The organism is Aeromonas fluvialis, assembly GCF_000819885.1.
In the GTDB taxonomy this organism is placed as follows: Bacteria; Pseudomonadota; Gammaproteobacteria; order Enterobacterales; family Aeromonadaceae; genus Aeromonas; species Aeromonas fluvialis.
This window is the reverse complement of record NZ_CDBO01000075.1, coordinates 1-22937: the sequence shown is the minus strand read 5'-3', so window position 1 is coordinate 22937 and position 22937 is coordinate 1. Positions and strand designations below refer to the sequence as shown.

General features: G+C 52.2%; 24 protein-coding genes, 1 tRNA gene and 1 pseudogene. 13 read left to right on the top strand and 13 right to left on the bottom strand.

The annotated features are described in order from the left end of the window. Positions 1-51: 51 nt before the first annotated feature. Complete coding sequence (locus tag BN1125_RS17625; RefSeq protein WP_042013906.1) at positions 52-966, bottom strand: LysR family transcriptional regulator; 915 nt, start codon at positions 964-966, stop codon at positions 52-54. 202 nt (positions 967-1168) lie between these two features. Between BN1125_RS17625 and BN1125_RS17620 the strand changes: the two genes are divergently transcribed. Beyond that, entirely contained in the window at positions 1169-2401 is a 1233-nt protein-coding gene (locus tag BN1125_RS17620; RefSeq protein WP_084202341.1) for an alpha/beta hydrolase, read from the top strand. Positions 2402-2511: 110 nt separating this feature from the next. Here the strand turns inward: BN1125_RS17620 and BN1125_RS17615 are convergent, their stop codons facing one another. From BN1125_RS17615 to BN1125_RS17570, 10 genes and pseudogenes are all read right to left on the bottom strand, one after another. Continuing rightward, positions 2512-4413 carry a DEAD/DEAH box helicase gene (locus BN1125_RS17615; RefSeq protein ID WP_042013905.1) on the bottom strand — a complete coding sequence of 634 codons (1902 nt, stop codon included), beginning with the start codon at positions 4411-4413 and terminating at the stop codon, positions 2512-2514. A gap of 181 nt (positions 4414-4594) precedes the next feature. Beyond that, complete coding sequence (locus tag BN1125_RS17610) at positions 4595-5056, bottom strand: hotdog fold thioesterase (RefSeq protein ID WP_042013903.1); 462 nt, start codon at positions 5054-5056, stop codon at positions 4595-4597. Between the two features lie 307 nt (positions 5057-5363). Continuing rightward, positions 5364-5451, bottom strand: a tRNA-Ser gene (locus tag BN1125_RS17605). 176 nt (positions 5452-5627) lie between these two features. Then, the gene (locus tag BN1125_RS17600; RefSeq protein ID WP_042013901.1) at positions 5628-6245 is read right to left on the bottom strand and encodes a TPM domain-containing protein; all 618 of its coding nucleotides are present in this window, start codon (positions 6243-6245) and stop codon (positions 5628-5630) included. 21 nt (positions 6246-6266) lie between these two features. Next, positions 6267-7001 (bottom strand): TPM domain-containing protein, encoded by a 735-nt coding sequence (locus BN1125_RS17595; RefSeq protein WP_042013900.1) that lies wholly within the window; start codon positions 6999-7001, stop codon positions 6267-6269. Further along, positions 6998-7588, bottom strand: coding sequence for a LemA family protein (locus BN1125_RS17590; RefSeq protein WP_042013899.1), 591 nt, complete (start codon positions 7586-7588; stop codon positions 6998-7000). Before BN1125_RS17590 ends, BN1125_RS17595 begins: the two co-directional genes overlap by 4 nt. Positions 7589-7673: 85 nt before the next feature. Beyond that, positions 7674-8411, bottom strand: coding sequence for a penicillin-insensitive murein endopeptidase (gene mepA / locus BN1125_RS17585; protein WP_042013896.1), 738 nt, complete (start codon positions 8409-8411; stop codon positions 7674-7676). Further along, the gene (locus tag BN1125_RS17580) at positions 8405-9289 is read right to left on the bottom strand and encodes an amino acid ABC transporter permease (protein ID WP_244268521.1); all 885 of its coding nucleotides are present in this window, start codon (positions 9287-9289) and stop codon (positions 8405-8407) included. The genes mepA and BN1125_RS17580 overlap by 7 nt, the downstream gene beginning before the upstream one ends. Then, positions 9286-10107: a transporter substrate-binding domain-containing protein gene (locus BN1125_RS17575; protein ID WP_042013895.1), complete on the bottom strand. Its 822-nt coding sequence runs from the start codon at positions 10105-10107 to the stop codon at positions 9286-9288. The genes BN1125_RS17580 and BN1125_RS17575 overlap by 4 nt, the downstream gene beginning before the upstream one ends. Before the next feature lie 255 nt (positions 10108-10362). Beyond that, positions 10363-10518 (bottom strand): annotated as a pseudogene (locus BN1125_RS17570) (transposase domain-containing protein); the annotation flags it as partial. 173 nt (positions 10519-10691) lie between these two features. On the opposite strand from BN1125_RS17570, the gene BN1125_RS17565 reads away from it, so the two are divergent. From BN1125_RS17565 to BN1125_RS18765, 5 genes are all read left to right on the top strand, one after another. Further along, positions 10692-11492 (top strand): MCP four helix bundle domain-containing protein, encoded by an 801-nt coding sequence (locus BN1125_RS17565; RefSeq protein WP_052446200.1) that lies wholly within the window; start codon positions 10692-10694, stop codon positions 11490-11492. Positions 11493-12088: 596 nt separating this feature from the next. Next, positions 12089-12361 carry a type II toxin-antitoxin system TacA family antitoxin gene (locus tag BN1125_RS17555; RefSeq protein WP_042013890.1) on the top strand — a complete coding sequence of 91 codons (273 nt, stop codon included), beginning with the start codon at positions 12089-12091 and terminating at the stop codon, positions 12359-12361. Continuing rightward, positions 12358-12855: a GNAT family N-acetyltransferase gene (locus BN1125_RS17550; protein ID WP_042013889.1), complete on the top strand. Its 498-nt coding sequence runs from the start codon at positions 12358-12360 to the stop codon at positions 12853-12855. The genes BN1125_RS17555 and BN1125_RS17550 overlap by 4 nt, the downstream gene beginning before the upstream one ends. Before the next feature lie 286 nt (positions 12856-13141). Then, positions 13142-13387, top strand: coding sequence for a type II toxin-antitoxin system Phd/YefM family antitoxin (locus BN1125_RS17545; protein WP_042013888.1), 246 nt, complete (start codon positions 13142-13144; stop codon positions 13385-13387). Next, positions 13368-13643: a Txe/YoeB family addiction module toxin gene (locus BN1125_RS18765; RefSeq protein WP_084202340.1), complete on the top strand. Its 276-nt coding sequence runs from the start codon at positions 13368-13370 to the stop codon at positions 13641-13643. Before BN1125_RS17545 ends, BN1125_RS18765 begins: the two co-directional genes overlap by 20 nt. A 243-nt stretch (positions 13644-13886) precedes the next feature. On the opposite strand, the gene BN1125_RS19415 is transcribed toward BN1125_RS18765, so the two are convergent. Further along, complete coding sequence (locus BN1125_RS19415) at positions 13887-14135, bottom strand: hypothetical protein (RefSeq protein ID WP_042013887.1); 249 nt, start codon at positions 14133-14135, stop codon at positions 13887-13889. Between the two features lie 260 nt (positions 14136-14395). Here BN1125_RS19415 and parS point away from each other — a divergent pair, with 260 nt between their 5' ends. Beyond that, positions 14396-14854 carry a type II RES/Xre toxin-antitoxin system antitoxin gene (gene parS, locus BN1125_RS17535; protein WP_042013990.1) on the top strand — a complete coding sequence of 153 codons (459 nt, stop codon included), beginning with the start codon at positions 14396-14398 and terminating at the stop codon, positions 14852-14854. A 250-nt stretch (positions 14855-15104) separates the two neighbouring features. Here the strand turns inward: parS and BN1125_RS17530 are convergent, their stop codons facing one another. Then, complete coding sequence (locus tag BN1125_RS17530; protein WP_042013886.1) at positions 15105-16028, bottom strand: BrxR family helix-turn-helix transcriptional regulator; 924 nt, start codon at positions 16026-16028, stop codon at positions 15105-15107. 100 nt (positions 16029-16128) lie between these two features. Here BN1125_RS17530 and BN1125_RS17525 point away from each other — a divergent pair, with 100 nt between their 5' ends. The 6 genes from BN1125_RS17525 (at position 16129) to BN1125_RS19410 (ending at position 22829) form a co-directional block, all read left to right on the top strand. Then, on the top strand, positions 16129-16419 hold the full coding sequence (locus tag BN1125_RS17525) for a DUF4258 domain-containing protein (protein WP_042013885.1): 291 nt from the start codon (positions 16129-16131) through the stop codon (positions 16417-16419). 66 nt (positions 16420-16485) lie between these two features. After that, a complete protein-coding gene (locus BN1125_RS19625) occupies positions 16486-17064 on the top strand; it encodes an ADP-ribosylglycohydrolase (RefSeq protein WP_244268520.1) in 579 nt (192 codons plus the stop codon). Between the two features lie 835 nt (positions 17065-17899). Further along, positions 17900-18667 (top strand): vWA domain-containing protein, encoded by a 768-nt coding sequence (locus tag BN1125_RS17515; protein ID WP_042013884.1) that lies wholly within the window; start codon positions 17900-17902, stop codon positions 18665-18667. Continuing rightward, positions 18667-19590, top strand: coding sequence for a protein phosphatase 2C domain-containing protein (locus BN1125_RS17510; RefSeq protein ID WP_042013882.1), 924 nt, complete (start codon positions 18667-18669; stop codon positions 19588-19590). Before BN1125_RS17515 ends, BN1125_RS17510 begins: the two co-directional genes overlap by 1 nt. Positions 19591-19865: 275 nt before the next feature. Beyond that, the gene (locus BN1125_RS17505; RefSeq protein WP_084202339.1) at positions 19866-21452 is read left to right on the top strand and encodes a DUF4236 domain-containing protein; all 1587 of its coding nucleotides are present in this window, start codon (positions 19866-19868) and stop codon (positions 21450-21452) included. Positions 21453-22331: 879 nt separating this feature from the next. Then, entirely contained in the window at positions 22332-22829 is a 498-nt protein-coding gene (locus BN1125_RS19410) for a tetratricopeptide repeat protein (protein ID WP_052446196.1), read from the top strand. Positions 22830-22937: the final 108 nt, after the last annotated feature.

Sequence of the window (22937 nt, the reverse complement as noted above, 5' to 3'; positions counted from 1 at the left end):
CCCGCCCGATTGGGCGAGGGTTTACGGGGCATCTGCTAAACATGTGGCGAACTACCTTGCAGGGGCGCTCTCCTGCCAGATGGGATCATCACGCATAGTTTCGACCAGAAAATCGAGGAAACTGCGCAGTAACGGTGACATCTGCTTACGCGTGTTATAGACGGCATGGATGCCCAACAGTTGTGGCTGGTAAGCGGTGAGCAACGGCACAAGTTCACCCCGTTCGATGAACGGTGCGACCGACCCCAAAGGCTGCATGCTGATCCCCGTCCCCAGCAAGGTGGCACGCAGTAGCAGGTTGGAGATATTGCCACTCAGATTTCCTCCCACTGGCACAGAGACCGGGCCATCCGCTCCGGCAAAATGCCACAGGCTCTTGCCAAAGTACGCATAGGTGAGGCAATTATGCAGCGCGAGATCATGCACATGTTGTGGGGCGCCATGGGCCATCAGATAGGTGGGGCTGGCACAGATCACCGAGCGGCATACCCCGAGCTGGCGGGCAACTAGATTCGGGTCGAGATCATTGGTGATCCGCAGGGCCAGATCAATTCGCTCCTCCACCAGATTGACGGTGCGGTCAGCCAGCATGATATCAATGGACGTTCCCGGCCAGCGGGTTAGATAGTCGTGGACGGCGGGGATCAAAAACGCATCGGCCAGTGCATAGCTACATGTGACCCGCAGCTGTCCCTTGGGGGATGCATCATGCTGGATCGCCAGATGTGCCATCTCGTCGCCAATTGCGAGCATGGCCCGAGCACGCGTGAGGGCTTCTTCTCCGGCGCTGGTCAGACTCTGGCGACGGGTAGTGCGGTGCAGCAGCCTCGCCCCCATCCACCGCTCCAGTTCAGCCAGATAACGCGATACCATCGCGCGCGATATATCCAGTTGCTCGGCGGCAGCGCTGAGGCTACCGCGTTCGACAACGGTCACAAAGACCTGAAGGGCGGTGAGTCGATCCATTAATATGCTCATTTTATGCAACAGTAAACGCAATATTATGCAGTATTTACTCATTTTAAAATAAGATAACCTGTTTTTCTGCGCCACCATGCAGTATTGCCACGAGGAGCCGTACCTCGGCACTGACCGGAGCCCTCCGTGATACCGCTGCGATGACAGCCTGTCATCTTGCCTGGCATGAACGAAAGAGCAGGAGGAATAGATGAACCATAGAGTCAAACAGCTGCTACTCAGCGTACCACTATTGGCACTGGGCGGTTGTGAGCTAAACGGCACCGAGCCCCCCTATTATCAAGCAGCAGCGACCTTGCCCGATTTCAGGCAGCCTAGTTTCTCCGAATATGTAAAAGAGACCACCGATTGGCTGCAGGTCGAGCGCTACGTTGTCGGTGCAGACAAAGCGTATGAAATCAGTGTCAACGCCCCCCGTGAATTTCGCCCACACACACCCAATGGGGACGGTATCTTGCTGGTACACGGATTGGGTGATTCCCCCTATTCTTTTGTCGATATTGCCCGGCATCTGAGCCAGCAAGGCTATCTGGTCAGAACCATGTTACTGCCGGGGCACGGCAGCAAGGTCGGTGACTTGCAGCTGGCCTCCGATACGCAGTGGCAAGAGAGTGTCGCTCATCAAGTCTCACTGCTGCGGCAAGAGGTGGACAACATATGGCTCGGTGGCTACTCGACCGGCGCCAATCTGGTCACCAGTCACGCCCTGGCCCACGATGAGATAAGCGGATTGATCCTCTACTCCCCGGCTTTCAAGGCGCAGTCAAAACTGTTACCACTCAGTGAATATGCACAGTATCTGGTCACTTGGGCAGACCGTGACCCCGAGCATAACCGGCTGCGTTATGAGTCACTGCCGATGAAGGCCGCCGTCAGTTATTACCAAACTACCAAGCGGGTCAGATCGCTGTTATCTGCCAAGCCGATTTATAACAAACCCGTATTTATGGTGATCAGTGAAGGGGACAACGTCATCGATAAAGCCTATGCCAGTGACGTATTTCAACAGCAGTTCACCCATCCGAATGCCAGATTGGTCTGGTTAGGTGAGACTCCGCCTGATGATCCGCGGGCGAAGGCATTTTCAATGAAGTTACCGGCTCTGCGCATTAGTGAAGGTTCACACATGGGGGCGCTGTTTGCACCGGATAACCGTGAATATGGTATCGCGGGTCGCAACCGGATATGCAGCAACGGCCAGCCGCCAGTCGCAGAGCAAGCCTGTGAGGCTGGTGCTGACGTGTGGTACTCATCTTATGGCTATACGGAGGAGGGAAAAATCCACGCCAGATTGACCTATAACCCCTATTTTGCAGAATCTATGCAACTTTTGGCGCAAGTATTGCGGACGATGCCCTCTCCCCCGAGTGGCAGCAGTGACGGCGACCCAAACAAAAGGAGCGCCTCGACCACCAGACTCTGAACGCGCAATTTTCATATCATCCCCAGCGCACCACCTCCTTATAACCTGGTGGGGCACAAGCACAAAAAAGGCCGCTCAATGAGCGGCCTTCTTCATAACGGGATCAGCAATCAGCTTTCGCGACGCTTGCCACCGAATTTGCGATCTTTGTTGAAGCCACCTTCACGGCGCTCCCCGCTCTTGTTGAACGGACGGTCACCCTGCGGACGGCGATCCTTGTTGAAAGGACGGTCACCACGGAACGGACGATCACCACGGGGCGGGCGGCTGCTGGTGTTGCCACCGGCCGGCACCTCGGTGTAGCGGCTGATCTGCAGCGGACGCTGGCAGACACGGGCCTTCTTGATCACTTCCAGCACGTCCGGGCTGATGCCCTTCGGCAGATCGACGGTGGAGAAGTCGTCAGCAATGTCGATGTTGCCGATGAAACGGCTCTCAATGTTCGCTTCGTTGGCGATGGCGCCGACGATCTGGCCCGGCTTGACGCCGTGATGGGCTCCCACATCTACGCGGTAGCGCTCCATCTCCACATCAGGGTTGTCTTTGAGCGGACGCGGCTCAAGAGATGGCATGCGACGGGCAGGTCGATCACCACGGTCACCGAAGTCACGACCGCCACGGTCGTTGAACTCACGGCGCTCGAAGCCACCACGGTCGTTGCCAGCGTTTAGCAGCGGATCCGGAATGGAGTCATCCAGCAGCAGCGGTTGGTCACCCTGAACCAGCTTGGCCAGTGCAGCAGCAAGCTCCAGCGGGTCGGCAGAGTCCTCTTCGATCAGCTCGTTGACCAGGTTCAGGTAGAGCTCAAGCTCTTCGCCCATCATGGTTTCCCGGATGCGCTCTTTGAACTTGGTCATACGGTGCTGGTTGATGTCCTCGGTGCTCGGCATCTTCATCGGCTCGATAGCCTGACGAGTTGCATGCTCGATGGCGCGCAGCATACGACGCTCACGGGGAGCAACGAACAGGATCGCTTCACCTTTACGACCGGCACGACCGGTACGACCGATACGGTGTACGTAGGATTCGGTGTCATACGGAATGTCGTAGTTCACAACGTGAGTGATACGCTCAACGTCCAGACCACGAGCCACCACGTCGGTGGCGATCAGGATGTCCAGCTGGCCCTGACGCAGCTTGTCAACGGTACGCTCACGCAGCTTCTGCGGGATGTCGCCGTGCAGTGCTTCACAGGCGTGGCCACGAGCGGCCAGCTTGCCAGCCAGCTCTTCGGCAGCATTCTTGGTACGTACGAAGACCAGTACGGCCTCATACGGTTCGACTTCCAGCAGACGGGTCATGGCGTCCAGCTTGTGCAGACCAGTGACCTGCCAGTAGCGCTGACGGATGGTCGGTGCAGTGGACGTCTTGGAGACGATCTTGATCTCTTTGGGCTGTTTCAGGTGCTTCTGGGCAACACGACGGATCTGCTCCGGCATGGTGGCAGAGAACAGGGCGACCTGACGCGTGTTCGGGCACTGGTCCATGATCCAGTCCACATCGTCGATGAAGCCCATGCGCAGCATTTCGTCCGCTTCGTCCAGCACCAGTGCTTTCAGATTGGAGAGATCCAAGTTCTTGCGACGGATCAGGTCCATCACACGGCCAGGAGTACCTACCACAACCTGAGCACCACGACGCAGAGCGCGGGTCTGGGTTTCGTAAGAGGAGCCACCGTAGATCGGCAGGACGTGGAAGTCCGGCATGTGGTGGGCGTAGCGTTGGCACGCTTCGGCAACCTGCAGCGCCAGTTCACGAGTCGGTGCCAGCACCAAAACCTGGGTATTGCGGTTACCAGCTTCCAGACGAGACAACAGAGGCAAGGCAAAAGCAGCGGTCTTCCCTGTACCGGTTTGCGCCTGCCCCAGCAGATCGTGTCCCGCCATCAGGTGGGGAATTGCTGCGGCCTGGATCGGTGACGGGCGCTCATAGCCCACGTCCTGCAGCGCTTTCAATACAGGCGCGGCCAGTCCAAGCTCACTAAAAAGGGGCAGTTGTTCGGTATCAGACATAGATTCTTCCAGATTAAGGCAGGCGGCTAAGCACCGCGGAATAGCAAAAAGGCGGCGATTATAGCGCCACTTTGTTCTGCTGTCTTGAAAAATGTGATAAGCGTCTCAAGACGTTGGCAATTATAGAGGGATCTGACGAGTATGGCTTGCTTATTTTGCACTCATAGTGCGTTATTGCAGATCACTCCTCGCTGGAGTCCTTGCCCCGCTTGTGTTTGAGCACCGCCATGGTCAGTCGGCTGGTACACAATAAACGCGCACGTTCGTCCCGAATTTCTATCTGCCACACCTGGGTCGTCGCTCCCAGATGGAGCGGCGCACAGCGCCCGGTTACCACTCCCTCCCGCTTGGCCCGCAGATGGTTGGCATTCACCTCCAGCCCCACGCAATAGCTGTCTGGCCCCACTGCCATGTTGGCCGCCAGCGACCCCAGCGTCTCAGCCAGTACCACGGAAGCGCCACCGTGCAGCATGCCGAGCGGCTGATGGGTACGGTGATCCACCGGCATGGTGGCCTCCAACCAGTCAGGACCGAAGGCGGTATAAACGATCTCAAGGTGGGCCATCAGGGTGTTGCGGGAGCTGGCATTGAGCCCCTCCAGGCTCATGGGTTTACGCCAGATGGGCGCAATATCGTGACTCATTGCGAGCAGACTCCTTAATGTAAACGATGAAAGCGTACCGACATGGAAGATACCTCCTCCATCGGCAAAATGGCTCAGTTATTTGATTTGTTGGTTACTGGGTGCCCCCTTACCGACCGCTTATCCTGTGGGGTTCAAGTGATTCTATGCGAGCGGGAGTATCACCTATAGTCAGCATCGATCAGATTGTCTAAAAGAGGGCAAGCGAGTGCCGTCTCCGCTCACATCAGACGGCATAGTGGATGAAATAGTGAAAATCGCACATAAAGAAAAAGCCCAAGCAAACCAATTGCTTGGGCTTATCATTTGGCGGTGAGGGAGGGATTCGAACCCTCGATACGTTGCCGTATACACACTTTCCAGGCGTGCTCCTTCAGCCACTCGGACACCTCACCAAATTTTGGTCTGCTGTTTAACGTGTTCAGCCAACACGCTGTTCGCTGCGCTGTCGCGCTGGAACGGGGCGTAATGTAGGGGAAATGGCTGCCTGGGTCAATCACTTTTCCCCTTATTTTTCATAATCTTTATCGAACGCCTAACCCTTGAACAGAATGCTGTTTTTTACAGCGGCTCAGGGCTTGTCCAGGATGATCAGGCTGTCAGGCAGCTCATTCTGATCCCGGGTGGCGGGGAAGGCATCGCTCAGGATGGCGCTGGTACGCTCGATGCACTCCAGAAAGCCCTGCTCGATCTCCCTGTTGCGCACCCGCATCACAAAGTCATCGATGATCTCTTGCCACTGGGCGTTGTCGATGTGCTGGGCGATGCCGTCATCCACCAGGATCTCCACGTAGTGTTCGGCGGCCGAGACGAAGATCAGCACGCCGAGCCGATCGCGGGTGCGGTGCAGCCCCTGTTCGACAAATTGCAGGCGTGCCATCAGGGCAGCCCTGTGCTGGCGCACTTTCTTCGGGATCAGTCGCATCTTGATGGGAGTTAAGTGGAACAGCAGGCTCAGCAGCAGCCAGACTGACCACTGCACCAGCAGGATCTCGTACCAGCCGAGCCAGAAGCCGAGCTGGAATACCAGCAGCGGGGTGAGCATGGCCAGCAGGGCCGCCCAGAGAGTAGGAATATAGCGATATCCATCGCTGGCCGGGGCCAGCACGGTCACCAGTTCGGCGTCCGTCTCCTGTTCTGCCTGTCTGACCCTGGCCTGAAGCGTGTGATAAAACTGTTTTGAAATCATCTTGTCGTCTCTTACTCCCTGTTACCAACCACCGGAGGCACCACCGCCACCAAAACTGCCACCACCACCGCTGAAGCCACCCCCCCCTCCGGAGCGACCGCCAAAGGAGCCGGCCCCCAGTCCCCCGGCCAGGTAGGCCGAGCGGCGACGTCGGCCCGAGCCCCCACCGCCGCCCCCTCCGCGCAGGTTATGGAGCACGATCATCGCAATCACCATCAGGATGAAGAGCCAGGGACCCTGGGTCGCCTCCTTTTTCTGTGCGTCGGCAGGCTGATATTCGCCGGCCAGGGCCTGAATGATGCCCTGGCTGCCTGCCATGATGCCGGCCACCATGTCGCCTCGCTTGAAGGCGGGCAGGATCCGGGTCTGGATGATGTTGGCCGCGATGGCATCGGGCAGCGCCCCTTCCAGTCCGTAGCCCACTTCGATCCGCACCTTGCGCTCATCCTGGGCGATCAGCAGCAGGACACCGTTGTCTTTGCCCTTCTGGCCGATGCCCCAGTGACGTCCCAGTTGGTAGCCATACTCCTCGATGGTCTCTCCCTCCAAACTGTCGATGGAGACCACTACCAGCTGGATACCACTGCGTTTTTCAAACGCGGCCAGCTGCTGGGTGAGCTGGTGGGCCTGCTTGCGGGACATCAGGCTTGCCTCATCCACCACCCGTCCGCTCAGGGCCGGAAAATTCGGCGCGGCCTGCAGCGCCACCGTCCAGATCAGCAGAAAAGGGAGCAGTGCACGCAGCATCATCTTCATTGGAAGCTGACCTTGGGCGCCTCATCGGCACCGGGTTTGGCACTGAAACTGGGTTTGGCCTCCAGATCCGAGTAGAGCAATTTGGACCAGATAACGCCGGGGAAGGTGCGGATCTCGGTATTGAATTGGCGCACCGCCTCGATATAGTCGCGGCGGGCCACCGATATGCGATTCTCGGTCCCCTCCAGCTGGGCCTGCAGGGTGAGGAACTGCTGATCCGCCTTGAGATCGGGATAACGCTCGACCACCACCATCAGGCGGGAGAGGGCGCTGGAGAGCTGGTTCTGCGCCGCTTCAAACTCCTTGAGCTGGGCCGGGTCACTCATCTGCACGCTGCCGACCCGGGCGCGGGCGTCGGTGACCGCTTTGAGGGTCTCCTGCTCATGGGTGGCATACCCCTTGACGGTGGCCACCAGGTTGGGGATCAGATCGGCGCGGCGTTGGTACTGGTTCTCCACCTGTCCCCAGCTCGCCTTGACCTGCTCATCCAGGGTCGGAATGGTATTCATGCCGCAGCCGGTCAGGCTGAGCAGCAGGGTCAGGGTCAACAGGCTCTGCGTGGTTCTGCGCCAGAGTGATGTGGCCATCTTGTTGTTCTCCTTTGATATTTCGAGTCGATAGTGCGCCATGGATGATGCACGACCAAGAGTGCATCACCATACCAGCTTGGGGTCAGTTGCCACAACGCGCAGGTAGCTCAGGTCGCTTGTTGATGCCGGAGACCTTGGGCAGCTGGGGTTTGTCTTTGAGCCAGGAGGCCAGCTCTTCCCCGCAGCCATTGCCGAGCGGAATGGGAGCCTGGGGTTCACAATCGGGGCTGTCGACCGGGCAGCGCAGGCGCACATGGAAGTGGCTGAAATGGCCCACCCAGGGGCGCAGCTTGGCCACCCAGGGTTCATGGCCTGCCTGCTCACAGACGGCCGACTTGATCACCGGGTTGACGAAGATGCGGGCTACCTCGGGTTTGCTGGCGGCCAGCCGCAGCAGGGTGAGCTGCTGTGGGCCGAAGCGACCCGGTAGCATCTTGTAGCGGGGTTCGTCGATCAGCGCCCACTCCTTTGGGGCATCCTGTTCCCACTTGCTGATGGGACGGTTGGCCATGCGAAACCAGATATCGGCATCAAGGCCAGTCTGGTGGCTACGATGGCCCGAGGTAAAGGGGCCGCCACGGGCCATCGCCAGATCAGCGATGTAGAGATCCGGCAGGCCGGCCATGCGGGTCTGGTTGGCCAGCGTCTGCAGGTAGTGGATAAGGTCGGGGTGGCCGTAGTAGCGCAGCCGTTTGGTGCGGATCACCTGATAACCCGGCCCTTCGAGGGGCAGGGATACGCCGTTTTTCAGACAACCGGCGGCATAACCACCGATGGCTTCTGCTTGCAACACGGTCGCCAGCAACAGGGACGTCAGCATTTGCGTGCTCCTTGTCTTGCTTCGAGTCGGCTCAGCAGTACGAACAGACTCAAACATATAAATAAATAGGCGGCTGCCACCAGCAGCCAGATCTCGTAGACCAGTCCGCTGGAGTTGGCCATTTCGGTACCGACGAAGGTGAGCTCCTGTACCGAGATGAGGGAGACGATGGCGGTATCCTTCACCAGCGCGATGAGCTGGCCGGTGAGGGGGGGCAGCATCAGCAACATGGCTTGGGGCAGGATCACCTGACGCAGTTGCACCCAGCGGGAGAGGCCGAGGCTCTGCGCCGCCTCCCACTGACCACGGGGGATGGCGGCCAGCCCGGCGCGGACGATCTCGGCGACGAAGGCCGCGCTGATCATCCCGACACAGAGGGTGCCTGAGATAAGGTTCTCCCAGCGTGCCGGCGGGCCAAACAGCGCCTCTTGCCACGGAGAGAGCGATACGGTGCCGAGCCAGCGGGAGAGGCCGCTCGCCGGCAGCAACGGGTTGGCGATAAAAAAATAGAAGATGAAGATAAAGACCAGCGGCGGCAAGTTGCGGATCAGCTGGATAAACAGGGTTGCGGGCATCACCAGCCAGGGGCTGCGGCTGAAGGCGGCCACCCCCAAGGCAGTGCCGAGCAGCAGCGCCAGCACCATGCCGAGCAAGGCGATGCGCAAGGTGGTAAGCAGGCCGCTGAAAAAGTAGGGTAACTCGCCGTGAGGGCCGGGGGTGAACAGCAGGTCGAAGGCCTCATGCCAGCGCCACTGATAGGCCACCCCGATGTGCAAGCGGCTGGCCAGCCAGAGGCCCGCCAGCAGCAGGATCATGGCGATCACCCCATCCAACCAACCGATGTGGCGAATGGCCCCTCTTATCTTCGTCAGCATCATGGATTGACGACCTGCGCTTCCCAGGCCAGCGACTTGAACCAGTAGTCATGGCGCGCCTTGAGCCAGCCATCGGCCTGACGGGCGGCGATCCAGTCGTTGAACTGTTCGGCCAGCACATCATCCCCTTTGCGCAGGGCAAAGCCCTCGCTGCCCTGTGCCAGTTGCTTGGCAAACGGCATAAAGAGGGTATCCGGGTGGCGCAGCGCTTCTTGTTCGGGTTTGGGTGAGGAGGAGAGGGCGCCGTGGGCGCGGCCGTTCAGCACCTCCTGAAATACCTGTGACTCGTCATCGAACTGGCGCAGGGTGGCCTTGGGAAAGTGCGCTTTGGCTACCTGTACCGGCGAGGCGCCACGACGTACCGCCAGGATCACCCCGCGCTGGTTGAAGTCCGCCACGGTTTGCTTCTCTTTGGCCAGGGTGCTGGAGGCGGCCAACTGCACCCCGGAGTGGGAGTAGGCCTGGGTGAACAGCACGCTCTTCTCCCGCTCGGGGGTGATGGTGAGGCCGCCGATGATGACGTCATACTTTTTTGCCAGCAGGGAGGGGATGATGCCATCCCAGGCGGTGGGGACGAACTCCACCTGCCAGCCGTGGTCGGTGGCGAGGCGACGGGCCACGTCAATCTCGAAACCGATCAGGGCACCCTGTTTGTCCCGCATCGCCCAGGGGGCGAAGGTGGACATGCCGACCCGCAGGGTACCGCTCTGCTCGATCTGCGCCTGGGTGTCGGAGGGGGCGGTTTGTGCCAGTGCCGGAGTGAGCAGGCTTGTCAGCAGCAGGGCAGCGCCCGACAGGGTGGTCTTGAATGACAGATTCATCAAATATTTGCGCGAGAAACCACTTCCTTTAGGTGGTGGAGGGATAGCGCGACAACCGAAGGTTGTCCCTGTTCTCGCTTCCTTTTAAGTGGCTATCTTGGTCTGTGATTGATGATAGCGATAGCCATCACCCCGTTGAATAAGCTGGCAATACTTGTAGGAGATCCCCTCAACAACATTGCCATCTGCCTGAACGTTAAAATTGCCTGTTTTCCTAATAGCAACGGTAAGCGCCGTTAAATCGACATACTTGCCCTAACGGTATTGCGCCACTTTTTTTGAAATCGGCTCCAACGCCACATTCCACGGTAGCAGCGCTTCCAGCTTTTCCAGAGTGTCGGCTTCGCCAATCCGCTCCAGCACATAGTTGATATAGGCCGATGGCTCCAACTGATTGGCCTTCGCCGTCGGAGCCCCCTGGGCCATAAGGGGGTATGCATTCGAACTAAATTATTGCGAACCTTAAGTGACTGTGATGTAGATCAACTTACTTAATAATTTATCGCATCTTATGCGGTTTTGAGTCGATGTTTTATATCAGTAGGTTTATCTTAAGTTGAGAGCCTGTAAAAAGGGAAGATATTATGTCAGCTTTTGAACCGTTGTTAGCGCCAAGTAAGCTATATCATACAACAAAAATAGGTGGTTTTTTTGAACGGTTCAAATCAGTGAGAGTTCAGCTAAAATTGAACATTTTCCTGATAATTGTGGCATTTACTTTTATAGGTTACAAAGGCATTACTAGCATGCAGGATTCGGGAGAGTCTATCGGTGATCTTTATAAGCAAGGAATGCAGCACAGTATTCGGGCGGGTAAAATACTTAACGAACTAGAAAGTGCGCGTAGCAGTTTACTGCTGGGGTTCCAACACAATCCGAACAATGAATTATTCGAGATGCATAACCATCCCTTGTCGGTTCATATTGAAGCATCGCGGGAATCAATCGCGTTACTGCATAACATTGTTGATAGTGAAATTTTAAGCTCAGATCTTGATGACTCTGAACGCCAGCAGATAAATGAATTAGTCAATTTACTCGACAAAGTGACTAACAAGGGCTTTGAGCCTGCCATAGCGGCATTAAGTGAAGGCGATTATACAAACTCTAACTTCATCTTACTCAGTCAAATTAATCCATTGTTTAATGATATCAAAACGGTAGCTCAGTCATTTTTAGATATACAAATTAATGAAGGTAAAAAGAGTTTTGAAGCATCACAAGCCAATATTGCTGTTTACATAATGTTAGTGGCGATTTTTTCTGGACTGAGTATGTTGGTTATCGTATCTAGTTCAAGCTTCATTATTAAGCGCGTTAATCAGGCGGTTACTCAGCTAGAAAACCCACGGCTTAGAAGGCCGTACCTGCTTAGTGATGTCTAGTTACCTCTGAAAATCTATGATTGCGTTAGATTATATTTTTTATAAATCAGATACTTAAATCAATCATGTGATTTTAGGTCATTCAGTATACTTCAGGATCGCCAAGTCCAGTGGGAATAAGATTTTAAAAATTGATCCAATTTTTTGATCATATAAAGATCAAAAATGCTGATTTCTCTCAAAATTGGCATGCTTGAATTGGTCTCAAAAGAAGCTTTTTGGTGTAGCCAGCGACAACATCAGGAACAGGGTGATCTGGGTTGGATGCCATGGAGTGGTGGGATCCGGTTCCCGCAGGAGTAGACGTTCACCGCAATCCTCCCCAACCCCAGCAGGCAAATCTGAATCGGCGAAGGCGAGACCGTCAGTCGTCGCAGGATTGCTCGGCGGATGAAGGAAGAGGGTCTCGAATGCAAGAGGTGGCAATGGGTAAGGTTGGAACAGGCCTATGCCAATGACATCATCTCCATACCTATGTGTGAGGGATCTGAAACTTCGATTGAGTCATTGTGTGCCAAAATGACACGCGAATTGCTTGTTGCACACTTTGACGCCATAATAACCATGTGACAGTTTGACACATAGGAGATCAGATTATGGCGACTACTTTGCCTCGTATCACAGCCAGGGTTGATGTCGATACACAAGATTTACTAACAAAAGCTGCTGCTCTTGCTGGAATGTCCAGTATCAACTCATTTGTTTTGAATGCTGCTATTGAAAAGGCAAAACAGGTGATTGAACGTGAGCAAGCTTTAAAGCTTAGCCAAGCAGACGCCATATTACTTATGGAAGCGTTGGACAACCCTGCACTGGGTAATGCCAAACTCAAAGCCGCTTATGAGCGCTATGAGAGAAAAACTCAATGATGCATACGGTACTTCTCGATAAAGATAAACACGATAGAAACCGGTTTAACTGCGGCATTGAAGTCCTTAATAACTACCTGAAAGTCATGGCCAGTCAGCAAGCGAAGAAAGACAACACCAGAACTTTCGTTTTAGAAGATGATACCGATAATTCGTATATCATCGGCTTTTATACGTTAACGATGACCCCGATTGACTTAAAAGCACTGCCTGAAAAGTTACAGAAAAAACACCAATCTTCGACGTCCGGTGGCCTCATTGCACGTTTGGCGGTTGATGACCGCTACAAAGGAAAAGGCTTTGGAGAGTGGTTACTGATTGATGCTTTACGAAAGCTATTGGCAGCGAGCGATAGTGTGGCATTTCCCGTTGTCATTGTTGATGCCAAAGATGGTGCAAAGCATTTCTATGAGCGCTATGGATTCCGGGCATTTCAAGATGCGGAGAACAAACTCTTCATCACAATCGCAGATGTCAGAGAAAGCTTGAGCTAGATGGATTACAGCGTGTTGTCAAACAAGCTAATAGCCAGTGGCAACGGCTTCACAAAGAGGATGAGCCCCTCACTCCCTGCCCGCCGGGCGGGTTCTCCTGCTCGTACATAGCGGCGGTTCGCGTCCGATGTCAGGTGACAACTATTCTGACACGGGGGGGCACCGCCAGAGCATGGGGCGTTATGCAGGAGAACTATGATCGGCGAGCTACACCGGACGATTGGTGTACGTAAATGGGTACATGTGCCATAATTGACGATGCAAACCGCTATCAAGGAGGCGAATCATGCACACAGTTACCTTTTCCGACGCCCGCAAACATTTTGCGGACACCATGAGCCGTGTAACCAACAACGCCGAACCGGTTCGCGTCATGCGCCGGGATGCGCCAGACATAGTCATGGTCGATGCTGGTGAATATGAGGCCATGCTGGAAATGATCTACCTGTTCAGCAACCCGGCGAACGCTGCTCATCTCAACGAATCATTGGCACAGTTGGAGCGCGGCGAAGTTGTCACAGTGGACTATTAATTTCACCCCAAACGGCGCTGCTGATTTTGCCTACTGGAAGGGGATTGATCAGCACAAAGTTGAGCGGATAAGAGCCCTGTTACATGCGACAGAGGCCGACCCGTTCAGCGGGATAGGAAAGCCCGAACGTCTCCGCCATCACAAGAACCCTGCCCTATACTCGCGCCGCATCGATCAGCAGCACCGCTTAGTTTACAGCGTGTCAGGCAACACGGTTACGGTGGTTGCCTGCCGCTTCCACTACGGTGACAAATGAACGCCGCCAACTAGCAATCAAGCCAGCCGCATCTACCTCGAAACGGATGGTAGTCCTCCCCACTTGGCAATCAAAAGAACAGTGCCGGTGATACTCCGACTCCGAAGCGTCTGCTTAGCGCCTCGATATATTGGCGGCTCAGTTTTTTGCCTTCAGCTGCATTGAGCAACTTGGTAACATTGGATTTGGATCCAAGCTCCGGCAGGTCTGCTACCCCCAGTCTGTGCTGGCTCATCAAGGTCTTCAGGCCGAAATGTCCGGTTCTATGCCTGCTATTGCCTTGTTTAAGTCGGCGAACTCGTCGGCACCGTCTTCCCAGCGCTCTATAGTGGCTGCAAGTAACTCAATCAATTGCTTATTGGTGTCATAGTCATCGATTAGCTCGTCCATCAGCTCAAGAGCTTGCCCATAATCGTCCTGATTATTGATCCGGGCGATGTAGGGCACTTGGGCCAATGCTTGTCTAATCTGAACCAACGCAATACTTAACATGATAGTGACTCCTTGTTTTTCGAGTACTTCTGGTTCACCTTGTCGTATTCGATATGGCTGACAATCACCTGCGCAATGGACTGACACCACCACAGTAGCCGATCTAGTCCTACAGTCTCTACTATAGGAGGCAACACTACTTCATGGGGATAGACGTCCCGTACGATGGGAAACACCACCGCTCGCATAGGGCTGGTAGCATCCACTATCGGACACTTAACTGTTCATGCGATATAAAATTTGCTGAAAGTGAGATGGTTATGAATGTAGGAACTGGGTACAGGCCCAAGGCTTCGGTCAGAAAACCAGTCAGTCTTCTTGCTGCTTTGTCGTTGCCTAAGCAACCTGTCGAAGCACATATGAAGATCCTGGCAGGATTCTCTTATGACATTGTGGCAAAGCTATCTTCAGAGACAAATATTGATGAGGTCATTCTTTGCCAGTGGGTAGGTATCAGCCGCGCCAACTACCATAGGAAGATGAAAGACGACAAGCATGTTCTTTCAGTAGAGCACAGCGGGAAAATATATATGTTAGTCAAGGTGTTAGACGCTGCATCTTCACTCTTTGCTGGAGACATATCGGCCATTATTCAGTGGCTCAACTCACCTGCCAGAGCTTTGGGTGAGGAATGCCCTTTACAGCTGTTGAGCACTCCCGTAGGGGCTGAGGCTGTTCTCGATCTGATTGGCCGCATTGAGCATGGTGTTATCTCCTGATGAATTCCATTCAGCACTCTCTGCCATCCATGATCAACATGGCATGGGTCAAAGCGAATGGTGGGGAATAGGCTGTTATGGGTTACTTCGAGTGATGCGGCCGCGACTGAGGGGCTAGCTTAACAGATCAGAGACCTGAAACGCCCTCATCACGGAGTCTTGGACGCCTGATCATCGTTGAAGCTCATTCTCACGGCGGGGCATAACTGTCTGGCAGTAGGGATCCCCGTCCGTTAGGGCGGGGAGTGTATTAACGTGGCAGCACAAGCAAATCCGCACTCTTGAGCTTGAAGGTACAGCCTTGCTCGATGAGCGCCTCCCGGTTGGCCAGCACCAGCGGGTAGAGCAGGGGATGTTGCTGGTGTTCGCCGTTATAGCTCACCTGCATCCGCTCCAGCGCATAGTGCATCAAAGGGATGCGCTGGCTGATCAGCAGCTTGCCATCTGGCATGGCGTAGTCGCTGGCAATGATAGCTTGCTGTCCTTCGCTGAGGGCTGGATTGGGGATGACGATGGCGCTGACCCGGGTGTTCCACTCCCGATCCTGATCCCGGCCGTGGGGGGAGGCATCCAGCAGGTCCGGTTCGCCCCGAAAACGACTCATCACAAAGTCCAGATATTCCCCTTTCTTCTCGCAGTAGGCGCGTACGTGCCAGCGGATCCCGTCATAGACCAGGGTATGGGGCACGATATTGCGGCCGCTCTGCGCCTCTGAGCTGAGCGACACGTAATCGACATCGACCCGCAGTTGGCCGCGCGCCGCCTGCACCAAACCTCGCACGATTTTTGGGTCGATATGGCGGTTGGGCACATCCAGGATCTCGATATGGCCGTAGCGCAGATCCATCAGCGGCAGGGTTAACAGGCCGGCTTCATGCTGGCGCTGGTGCTGCTTTTCACGGTGCAGCAGCATCAGGTACTCATCGACTTTGCCTTCACTAAAGCGCGGGACAAAGTGCTCGGTGGGTTTGTATCCCTTCAGACTTTTGTCATAGACCAGCCCGTCCGGTGCATAGTGAGTCAGGTAGTGATTGATATCCCGTGACGCTTGCTGGCGGCCGATATTGAAGGCAGTCATCAAATGATTGGTGGTCAGCCGTCCCTCCCACTGCAATACGATTTCCAGCAGACGAAAGCGCAGGGTTTGATCCCAGGTGAGCTCTTTGGGTGCCATACGTGCTCCAAAATGCGACATGTGTATGTAACCAGTATCGGCATGAGTATACAGGCTACATATAATGAATCCATCGAAATGAGCGCCAAAGGAGCATGTCATGAACGGGAAGTTGGATAGCGCATACAGCCATCACGCCGCGTGCCGGATGCAGCAGCGCGGTATTGATCCCGAGTTGGTGGAGCTGCTCCTGAGCATCGGGCGATCTGCTTATCATCAAGGCCGCGAACTGGTTTATCTCGACCGCAAAGGATTGGCGATGTTGCAAACCGGAGGCGGATTGCCCGCACAATGTTGTCAGCGACTGCGCCGTCACTATCTGGTCCTGCAAGACGGCGAGATTGTTACCGTTGGTCATAAAACCGCTCACTTCAAACGCGATCGGCACTGAGGCGCCATGAACCCAACGCGGTTATCAGATCAGGCAAGCATGCCTCTGATCAGGGGGATATGTTGTTTGTTGTCAGCCGAGCGAGTGACAGCGCTGACCGCTTTACTCGCCAACGGCGCATGTCACCAAGAGGGTAAGACGTCACCGCTGGCGATGATGGCGGCATTGGCCATCCATATCGAGCAACACCGGTTGGATCGCACGTTACTGCCCATCGACCAGGGGTGTGAGCAACTGATGGCCGGTGCTGCCGACTTGCTGGGGGGCGACGCCCGCTTTGAAGATCAGGATGCGTTTCGCCTGTTGGCGCTACTGCTCGACAAATTGCTGCGGGGAGGGGGTGGCAGCCGCCCGGCCAAGCAGGATGGACTCACGGTAAGTGTGATGGAGTTGCGGGCGCTGGCGGTCAGATCCCCGAATAGTGATGCCGTGGTGCGTGGCAGCTGGCGGCGTAAATCACGCAACCAGCTGGGCCACGCCAGCTGGCTGGATGTGGTAGAGGCTGCTCTCTGGTGCTTCTGGCATGGGGATGACCTGACCAGTGGCGAAGTATTGCTCGGGGTATTGCTGGGCCGGGATGAGCGCGTACGGTTGGTTTATGGTCTGCTGGCCGGTGCTTTCTATCTGTCAGATCAGAATGATTGAAGAGGGAGCCCGACACCCAGATACCACCTCTGTCTGGGCGAGTAGCCTTGATATTGCCTGGCTGTGGCGCTCGACCTGATGTGCTGACTCGACATGAGGTGGTCTGTGTGATCTCGCAATGCTTGCTGCCGCGCTGATGATAAAGGGCAAGCGACCATAATGGTGCCACAATGTTCTCGCTGTCCTCAGTGACCCATGTCATATCCATTTATAAAAGGAGCCTGACCGGTTTCATTCTATTTGGTGCTTGCGGCTAGCTGTCGCTTCCTTGCCTGAGAGACGGAGTGAAGGCCGGGTAAGGAGCGAATGGCGTCTTGCCAGCGAAACGAACTACTTACAAAAATAACAATTATTAAGTAATTTATTGATCAAGAACTGATTTCAGATAAAATACACTTTTCAACGTGCTAAATCGATCATTAAGATACCCAAAGGACAATCTCTCTTTGGGGAGAGCACTATGGCAGCGGTGGTTGCTATCTCGCGGGTTAAAAGCAGCAGACTGGGAGCTGTCACTCAGGGGCGGTAGTCTTGTCTGAAGAAACCCGGCGAGTGGCGATAGCTGTCATCTTTTTACAAATTGATGACAGAACACATCTAATGCTGGTCAAATATCAACCTATCCCACAGCTTATCTCACACTACATGCACGGATATGCCACTGACAAAATGATCGGTATCCAAGATATCCATGGACATTCAGAACCTGTTGAACTGCGATAGATTGCCTCCAGCTTGGCTTAACGGATCATACTGGATGTGGTTATCCACGGAACGTAGCGTGAAATTCTGTGACGTGATCTAAACCGTTAACAATGACATAAGGAAACATGTAATGACTGATGTAACTCCTATCATTGAGGGTGAAGCAAGTCACCGTAGCCTGCATTTCATCTGGTTGGTCGATTGGTCTTATTCTATGGATGGAGCCAAGATGCAAAAGGTGAACTGGGCAATACGAGAAGTGTTACCCGATATCCAAGCCATTGAAGACAGTGAACGAATTAAAATTTTTATGCGGGTTATTCGTTTTGGGTCTAATGCCGAATGGTATATGGGGTCCGATCCCGTGCACATTTCACAGTTTCAGTGGCATGATATGAAGGCTGAAGGCGGATGTACCGCGACGGCTGAAGCAATTGAACTGCTCACCGACGCGCTCGATGTCAATAAAATGGGTGGACGCAATGTACCACCGGTTTGTATCTTGCTATCTGATGGCTATTGCACTGATGAGCCTGACCATTATCAAGCTGCTATTCAAGCATTAGATAATTCTCCTTGGGGAAAAAAAGCGGTAAGAATTTCAATCGGGATTGGTCAAAGTGACATTGACTACAACAAAGAAGAGTTAGATCAATTCATTTCACCCTACCTAAGAAAAGAAGGCAACGTCGAGACTCTTCAGGCAGATAGCCCACGTAAATTAGTCCATTTTATCCGTACCGCCAGCACGGTAGCGACAACTTCAGCATCCAAATCAAATATGAAGGTGTCGGATGAAAACAGCGCTATCGCTCCTGTTAGTTTAAGTAAAGCAGATTTGGATAATGCTGAGGATATCATTGATTTAAGCGATGTTAATGCTGAGGATGTCTTTTGATGACCAACGTCGCTGACTTACCGCAAGCAACCCGACTCGTAACACCGTATTTTGATATACTGATCACAAGCCCCACCGGGGCTTCCCATCTAGATAAGGGTCTACCTTGCCAGGATGCAAGCATGGCAGGCCAGTATTTTTATCGTGGTCAATCGTATACTGTGGCTGCGGTTGCCGACGGCCATGGAAGTGAGAAATACACCCAAAGCCATGTGGGTGCATTTCTTGCGTTACAAGCATTTCAATCAGCTGTTTCAAGTCTTATGCGAGTTGTAATTGAAACCAAGGCTGAGTCTGGCGATTGGAAGAGCTATATTCGCAATGAAATAACATTACATAATTTTACCAAAAGTTTACACTCAAGATGGATTGAAGCTGTAACAGAGCATGCAAATGCATTGTTAAATCACAGTTCTAATGACGAACCATCGGTTACCCCTTACGGCACAACCCTTGCGTTCTGCTTCGCAATAGATGACTTAATAGTGCATGGTTGTTTGGGTGACAGCGCTATATTTCAAGTTTCAGACTCACAAGCTACAGAGCTATTCCCCCTCAAACCGGAGGATTCTCTAGGTCTTGGCACTGACAGCTTGAGTGATCCAAGATCATCGAAAAAATTTAGATACGAGATTCAAGATAAGTCTTCAGTCGGCTTATTGGAGCCCACCTTCAAAAACGGTTTATGGGTGCTGACCACTGATGGCATAACGGATTCATTAAAATCCCCAGAGAAAACACTATCGAGTATTCTTGAAGCCATCAAAACGATGGGAATGGAAAAGGTTAGTCAGATTTTGCCCAGCAAGTTGTCACAATGGAGTGATCAAGGTGTAGGTGATGACATGGCATGCATAGTGATATATCAAAAATACCCTGAGCATAAAACCCAACTGCGCGGTCAAACATCTGATACTCAATAGTTGACAGTAGTATTTTCTGGCGAACGTCTCAATTGTGAAAATCGAGGCTCTTAGTCGATTATGTAAGTAAATGCCCTTTTGCTTCCTCAGAAGTAAGAGGGCGATAGCATCAAAAAAAACTACACCGGCTTAATTCCAAAAGAGTTGACACTGTTGAGTGATTAGTCACCGGTGAAAAAGGTTAATTGTACATCCAGATTTATACTTATATAACACAACAGTGTAATTTTTTGTGAGATTACTTCTCGTAACCCTGGTCGAGTAAGGAAATAATCATGGGATTTAGATTTCGTAAGTCGATCAAAATTTTACCCGGTATTCGCCTCAATCTAAGCAATGGGACGCCAAGCATCACTGTGGGGCGGCGAGGTGCATCATTTACATTTGGTTCACGAGGCATATATTCCAATTTAGGATTGCCAGGAACAGGGCTTAGTTATCGTACTCGACTTGACAATCCTGTTCATGCTACCAAAGTAAATGTCTCGGCGAATCATCGAAATCAACAAATTCCAAAGGTCGCGAAAAATATGGCTTCTCAAACAAAACAATTTAAAGGTTCCAGTGGTCAAGCATATGACATTCTTGAGCGATTAGCCGCTGGTGGGCAAGGTACAGTATATAAGACCAAGTGTGCCTCTGATGGCCAATTTTATGCGGTCAAAATGTATCACAAACACTTGGCAACACCCGAGCAAAAACGTCATATCCAAAAATTGATTGATCATGGTCAGCCGCAATGCAATAACAATGATATCGAGTTTATTTGGCCAATCGAGTTAGTGGAATTTCCTGGAATAGACTCCTTTGGATACTCCATGAAGCTATATGATGGCAAACATTATTGTCATTATAATAAAGTCATCAACGGCAGACAAAAAGAGCCAACTTTGGATAAGTTATGTCGTTTGAGTCAATTAGTTTGCTTTGCTATGGATGCTATACATCGCTCCGGCTTAGCATATTGCGATGTAAACCTTGGCAACATTCAGTTTGATATTGAAAATGGGCGGATCATTGTTTGTGATAATGATAATGTCACTATCAATAATGAGGATACTAACGTCATTGGCGTACCAGAATTTATGGCACCGGAGATAGCCAAGGCAGAATCGCAACCGAATGCAAGCAGTGATTTATATTCCATAGCCATTATGCTTTATCAAATGTGGACCTGGGAGCACCCTATGGAGGGGCAACTGACGGCTAAAGTCAGGTGCTGGGACCAACCGGCAAAGCGCAAGCATTATGCTGATTCCCCTTTGTTCTGCCACCACCCTACCGATCGTAGCAACGCTGCCGATAACGACCCAACACTAAGTTTAAGTGTCAAGCGATGGAATAAATTGTGCCCAGAACACCTACGATCCCACTTTGTGACAACTTTTACAGAGGGTGTCGAAAAACCAGGTGCTAGGGTAAGATTATCGAAATGGCAACAAATTTTCATGGAGTTGGCAGATAATGTTGTCACTTGTAAGCATTGCAAGGCGATAAATATCTTTGATACAAAGAAACCCAACCAAGTTTGTTTTAAGTGTGCGAATAAATTGTCAGTTGCAGCGGTTTTAACAATCAAGTACCAAGGTGGTAGTGCCCAACTAATAGTGCGTGAAGGCGCGACCTTACGCCAGCATCATACGAGCACTGATCTTACGAATGCCGACAAAGTATTGGGGTTGGTTGAAATTCACCCCAAAAACCCCAGCGCATTTATATTCCGTAATCAAACCAATGACACTTGGTTCTATGAGTATGCTGATAAAACACATAAATTAGAACCAGGGCAAGCTAGAGCTCTGTTACCAAACATGACACTGTCAGTTGGTAATGTAACGTTGACTATGGAATTGACCAACTAAGTCATGTTAATGATCGACGCTTCATGATTAAATAATGTGATAAAATCGTTTGATTCACATTTTTTGGTTTTATTTTAGTGTTTGACGGCGAGCGGCCATTCTGAATTAAAACTCTCTTTTAGTTTAGCTCATAATGGCCATTTTAGCTATTTTTATTCGTGACCATTGTTTGAGTCAGGTCACATTACTCACCTGGTTGTATTATATCTTCCCAGATTTTTGGCTAAAAATCTTGTAAGGTCATATTATATGGTGCATCGCGCCGATTATGCGCTAAGTTGAACCGACCAAGAATAGCGTGCTAATTATGCAGCAACGCTGCATAATTAAACTGGCATTTTTAAAATTTCAGTCAGCGGTAATAAAGTTGATTTTAAGTTTCAACCATTTGTGGTGACGTACAGGTCATTATAAATAACAGTTAATAAAAACAACCTGGTTTCCTGGTTTCCTGGTTTAAAGTGGTGGTTGCACTTCGGAGTTGAATCCACCGCACAGTTTAGAGTTGAATGCACCTTGAACCGAAAAATATGAGATAGCACTTATGTACAAAGGTGAGCCAGCGCAGGTTTTAGCGCAAGTTGTCAAAAAATACGGGACTGATATTGTTAATCCGACATTCCGCACCTGATTGGGGATTTTTTTCGGCGATGATACCTACACGTTCACAGCAAGTTGCAACATTGAGGTGTTGGCAGTTGAGGTTGGAATAAAAACTAAAATGCTCAGATTCATTCTTTCGCCCCCCGTGAAATGATGTGAACTGTTACCCAACAGAGTATTGTTACGTGGCAACATAAGTGAAGTCACTGGTTTTCTCAATTCAATCCTGGCTGTGTGAACTTCATCACCATTTAAAATAATAAAATTAGGTGCGGAATGACGGTTAATCAGCCTGCTCGTTTAAAGGCGCTATTTGCGGATTTATGCAATGAAAACTATCATAAGCGCCAGGTTAGGGTGCTACTTTTGTTAGCTGAAGAAGGTTTAGTACAAAAGTTAGTCATGACGTCGAGTCCGTCGGAGCGCCACATTTTACGTTCCCAATTAGTCATATTGCTGCATGAGGATTATGGCTTTGTCGAACAATTAGCTAATTGGGGAGTTGATGCATGGTTGGCGACATTATGGCCACAGGCGTCTATGAATGTTGCAATAGCGCCAGATACAGATGGTGCCGATTTTTTATCGATACAAACACAAGCATTGCAAGGTAATGCCAGTGCCCAATTCAACCTTGGCGTGATGTATGAACGCGGCCGGGTTGTGGAACAAGACCATACCCTAGCGGTGAGTTGGTATCGTAAGGCTGCCGAGCAGGGAGCTGCAATCGCGCAATACAAACTTGGTTTGATATACCTGATTACCCATGATTAGCAGTCACCACGAACTATACTGATCTTACGTACAGTTACTGAGGTGCAAGATCATGGCCAAAAGCAAAGTCCAATTCCAGAAAGGCTACAGGTAACTGTTCACCCAGAC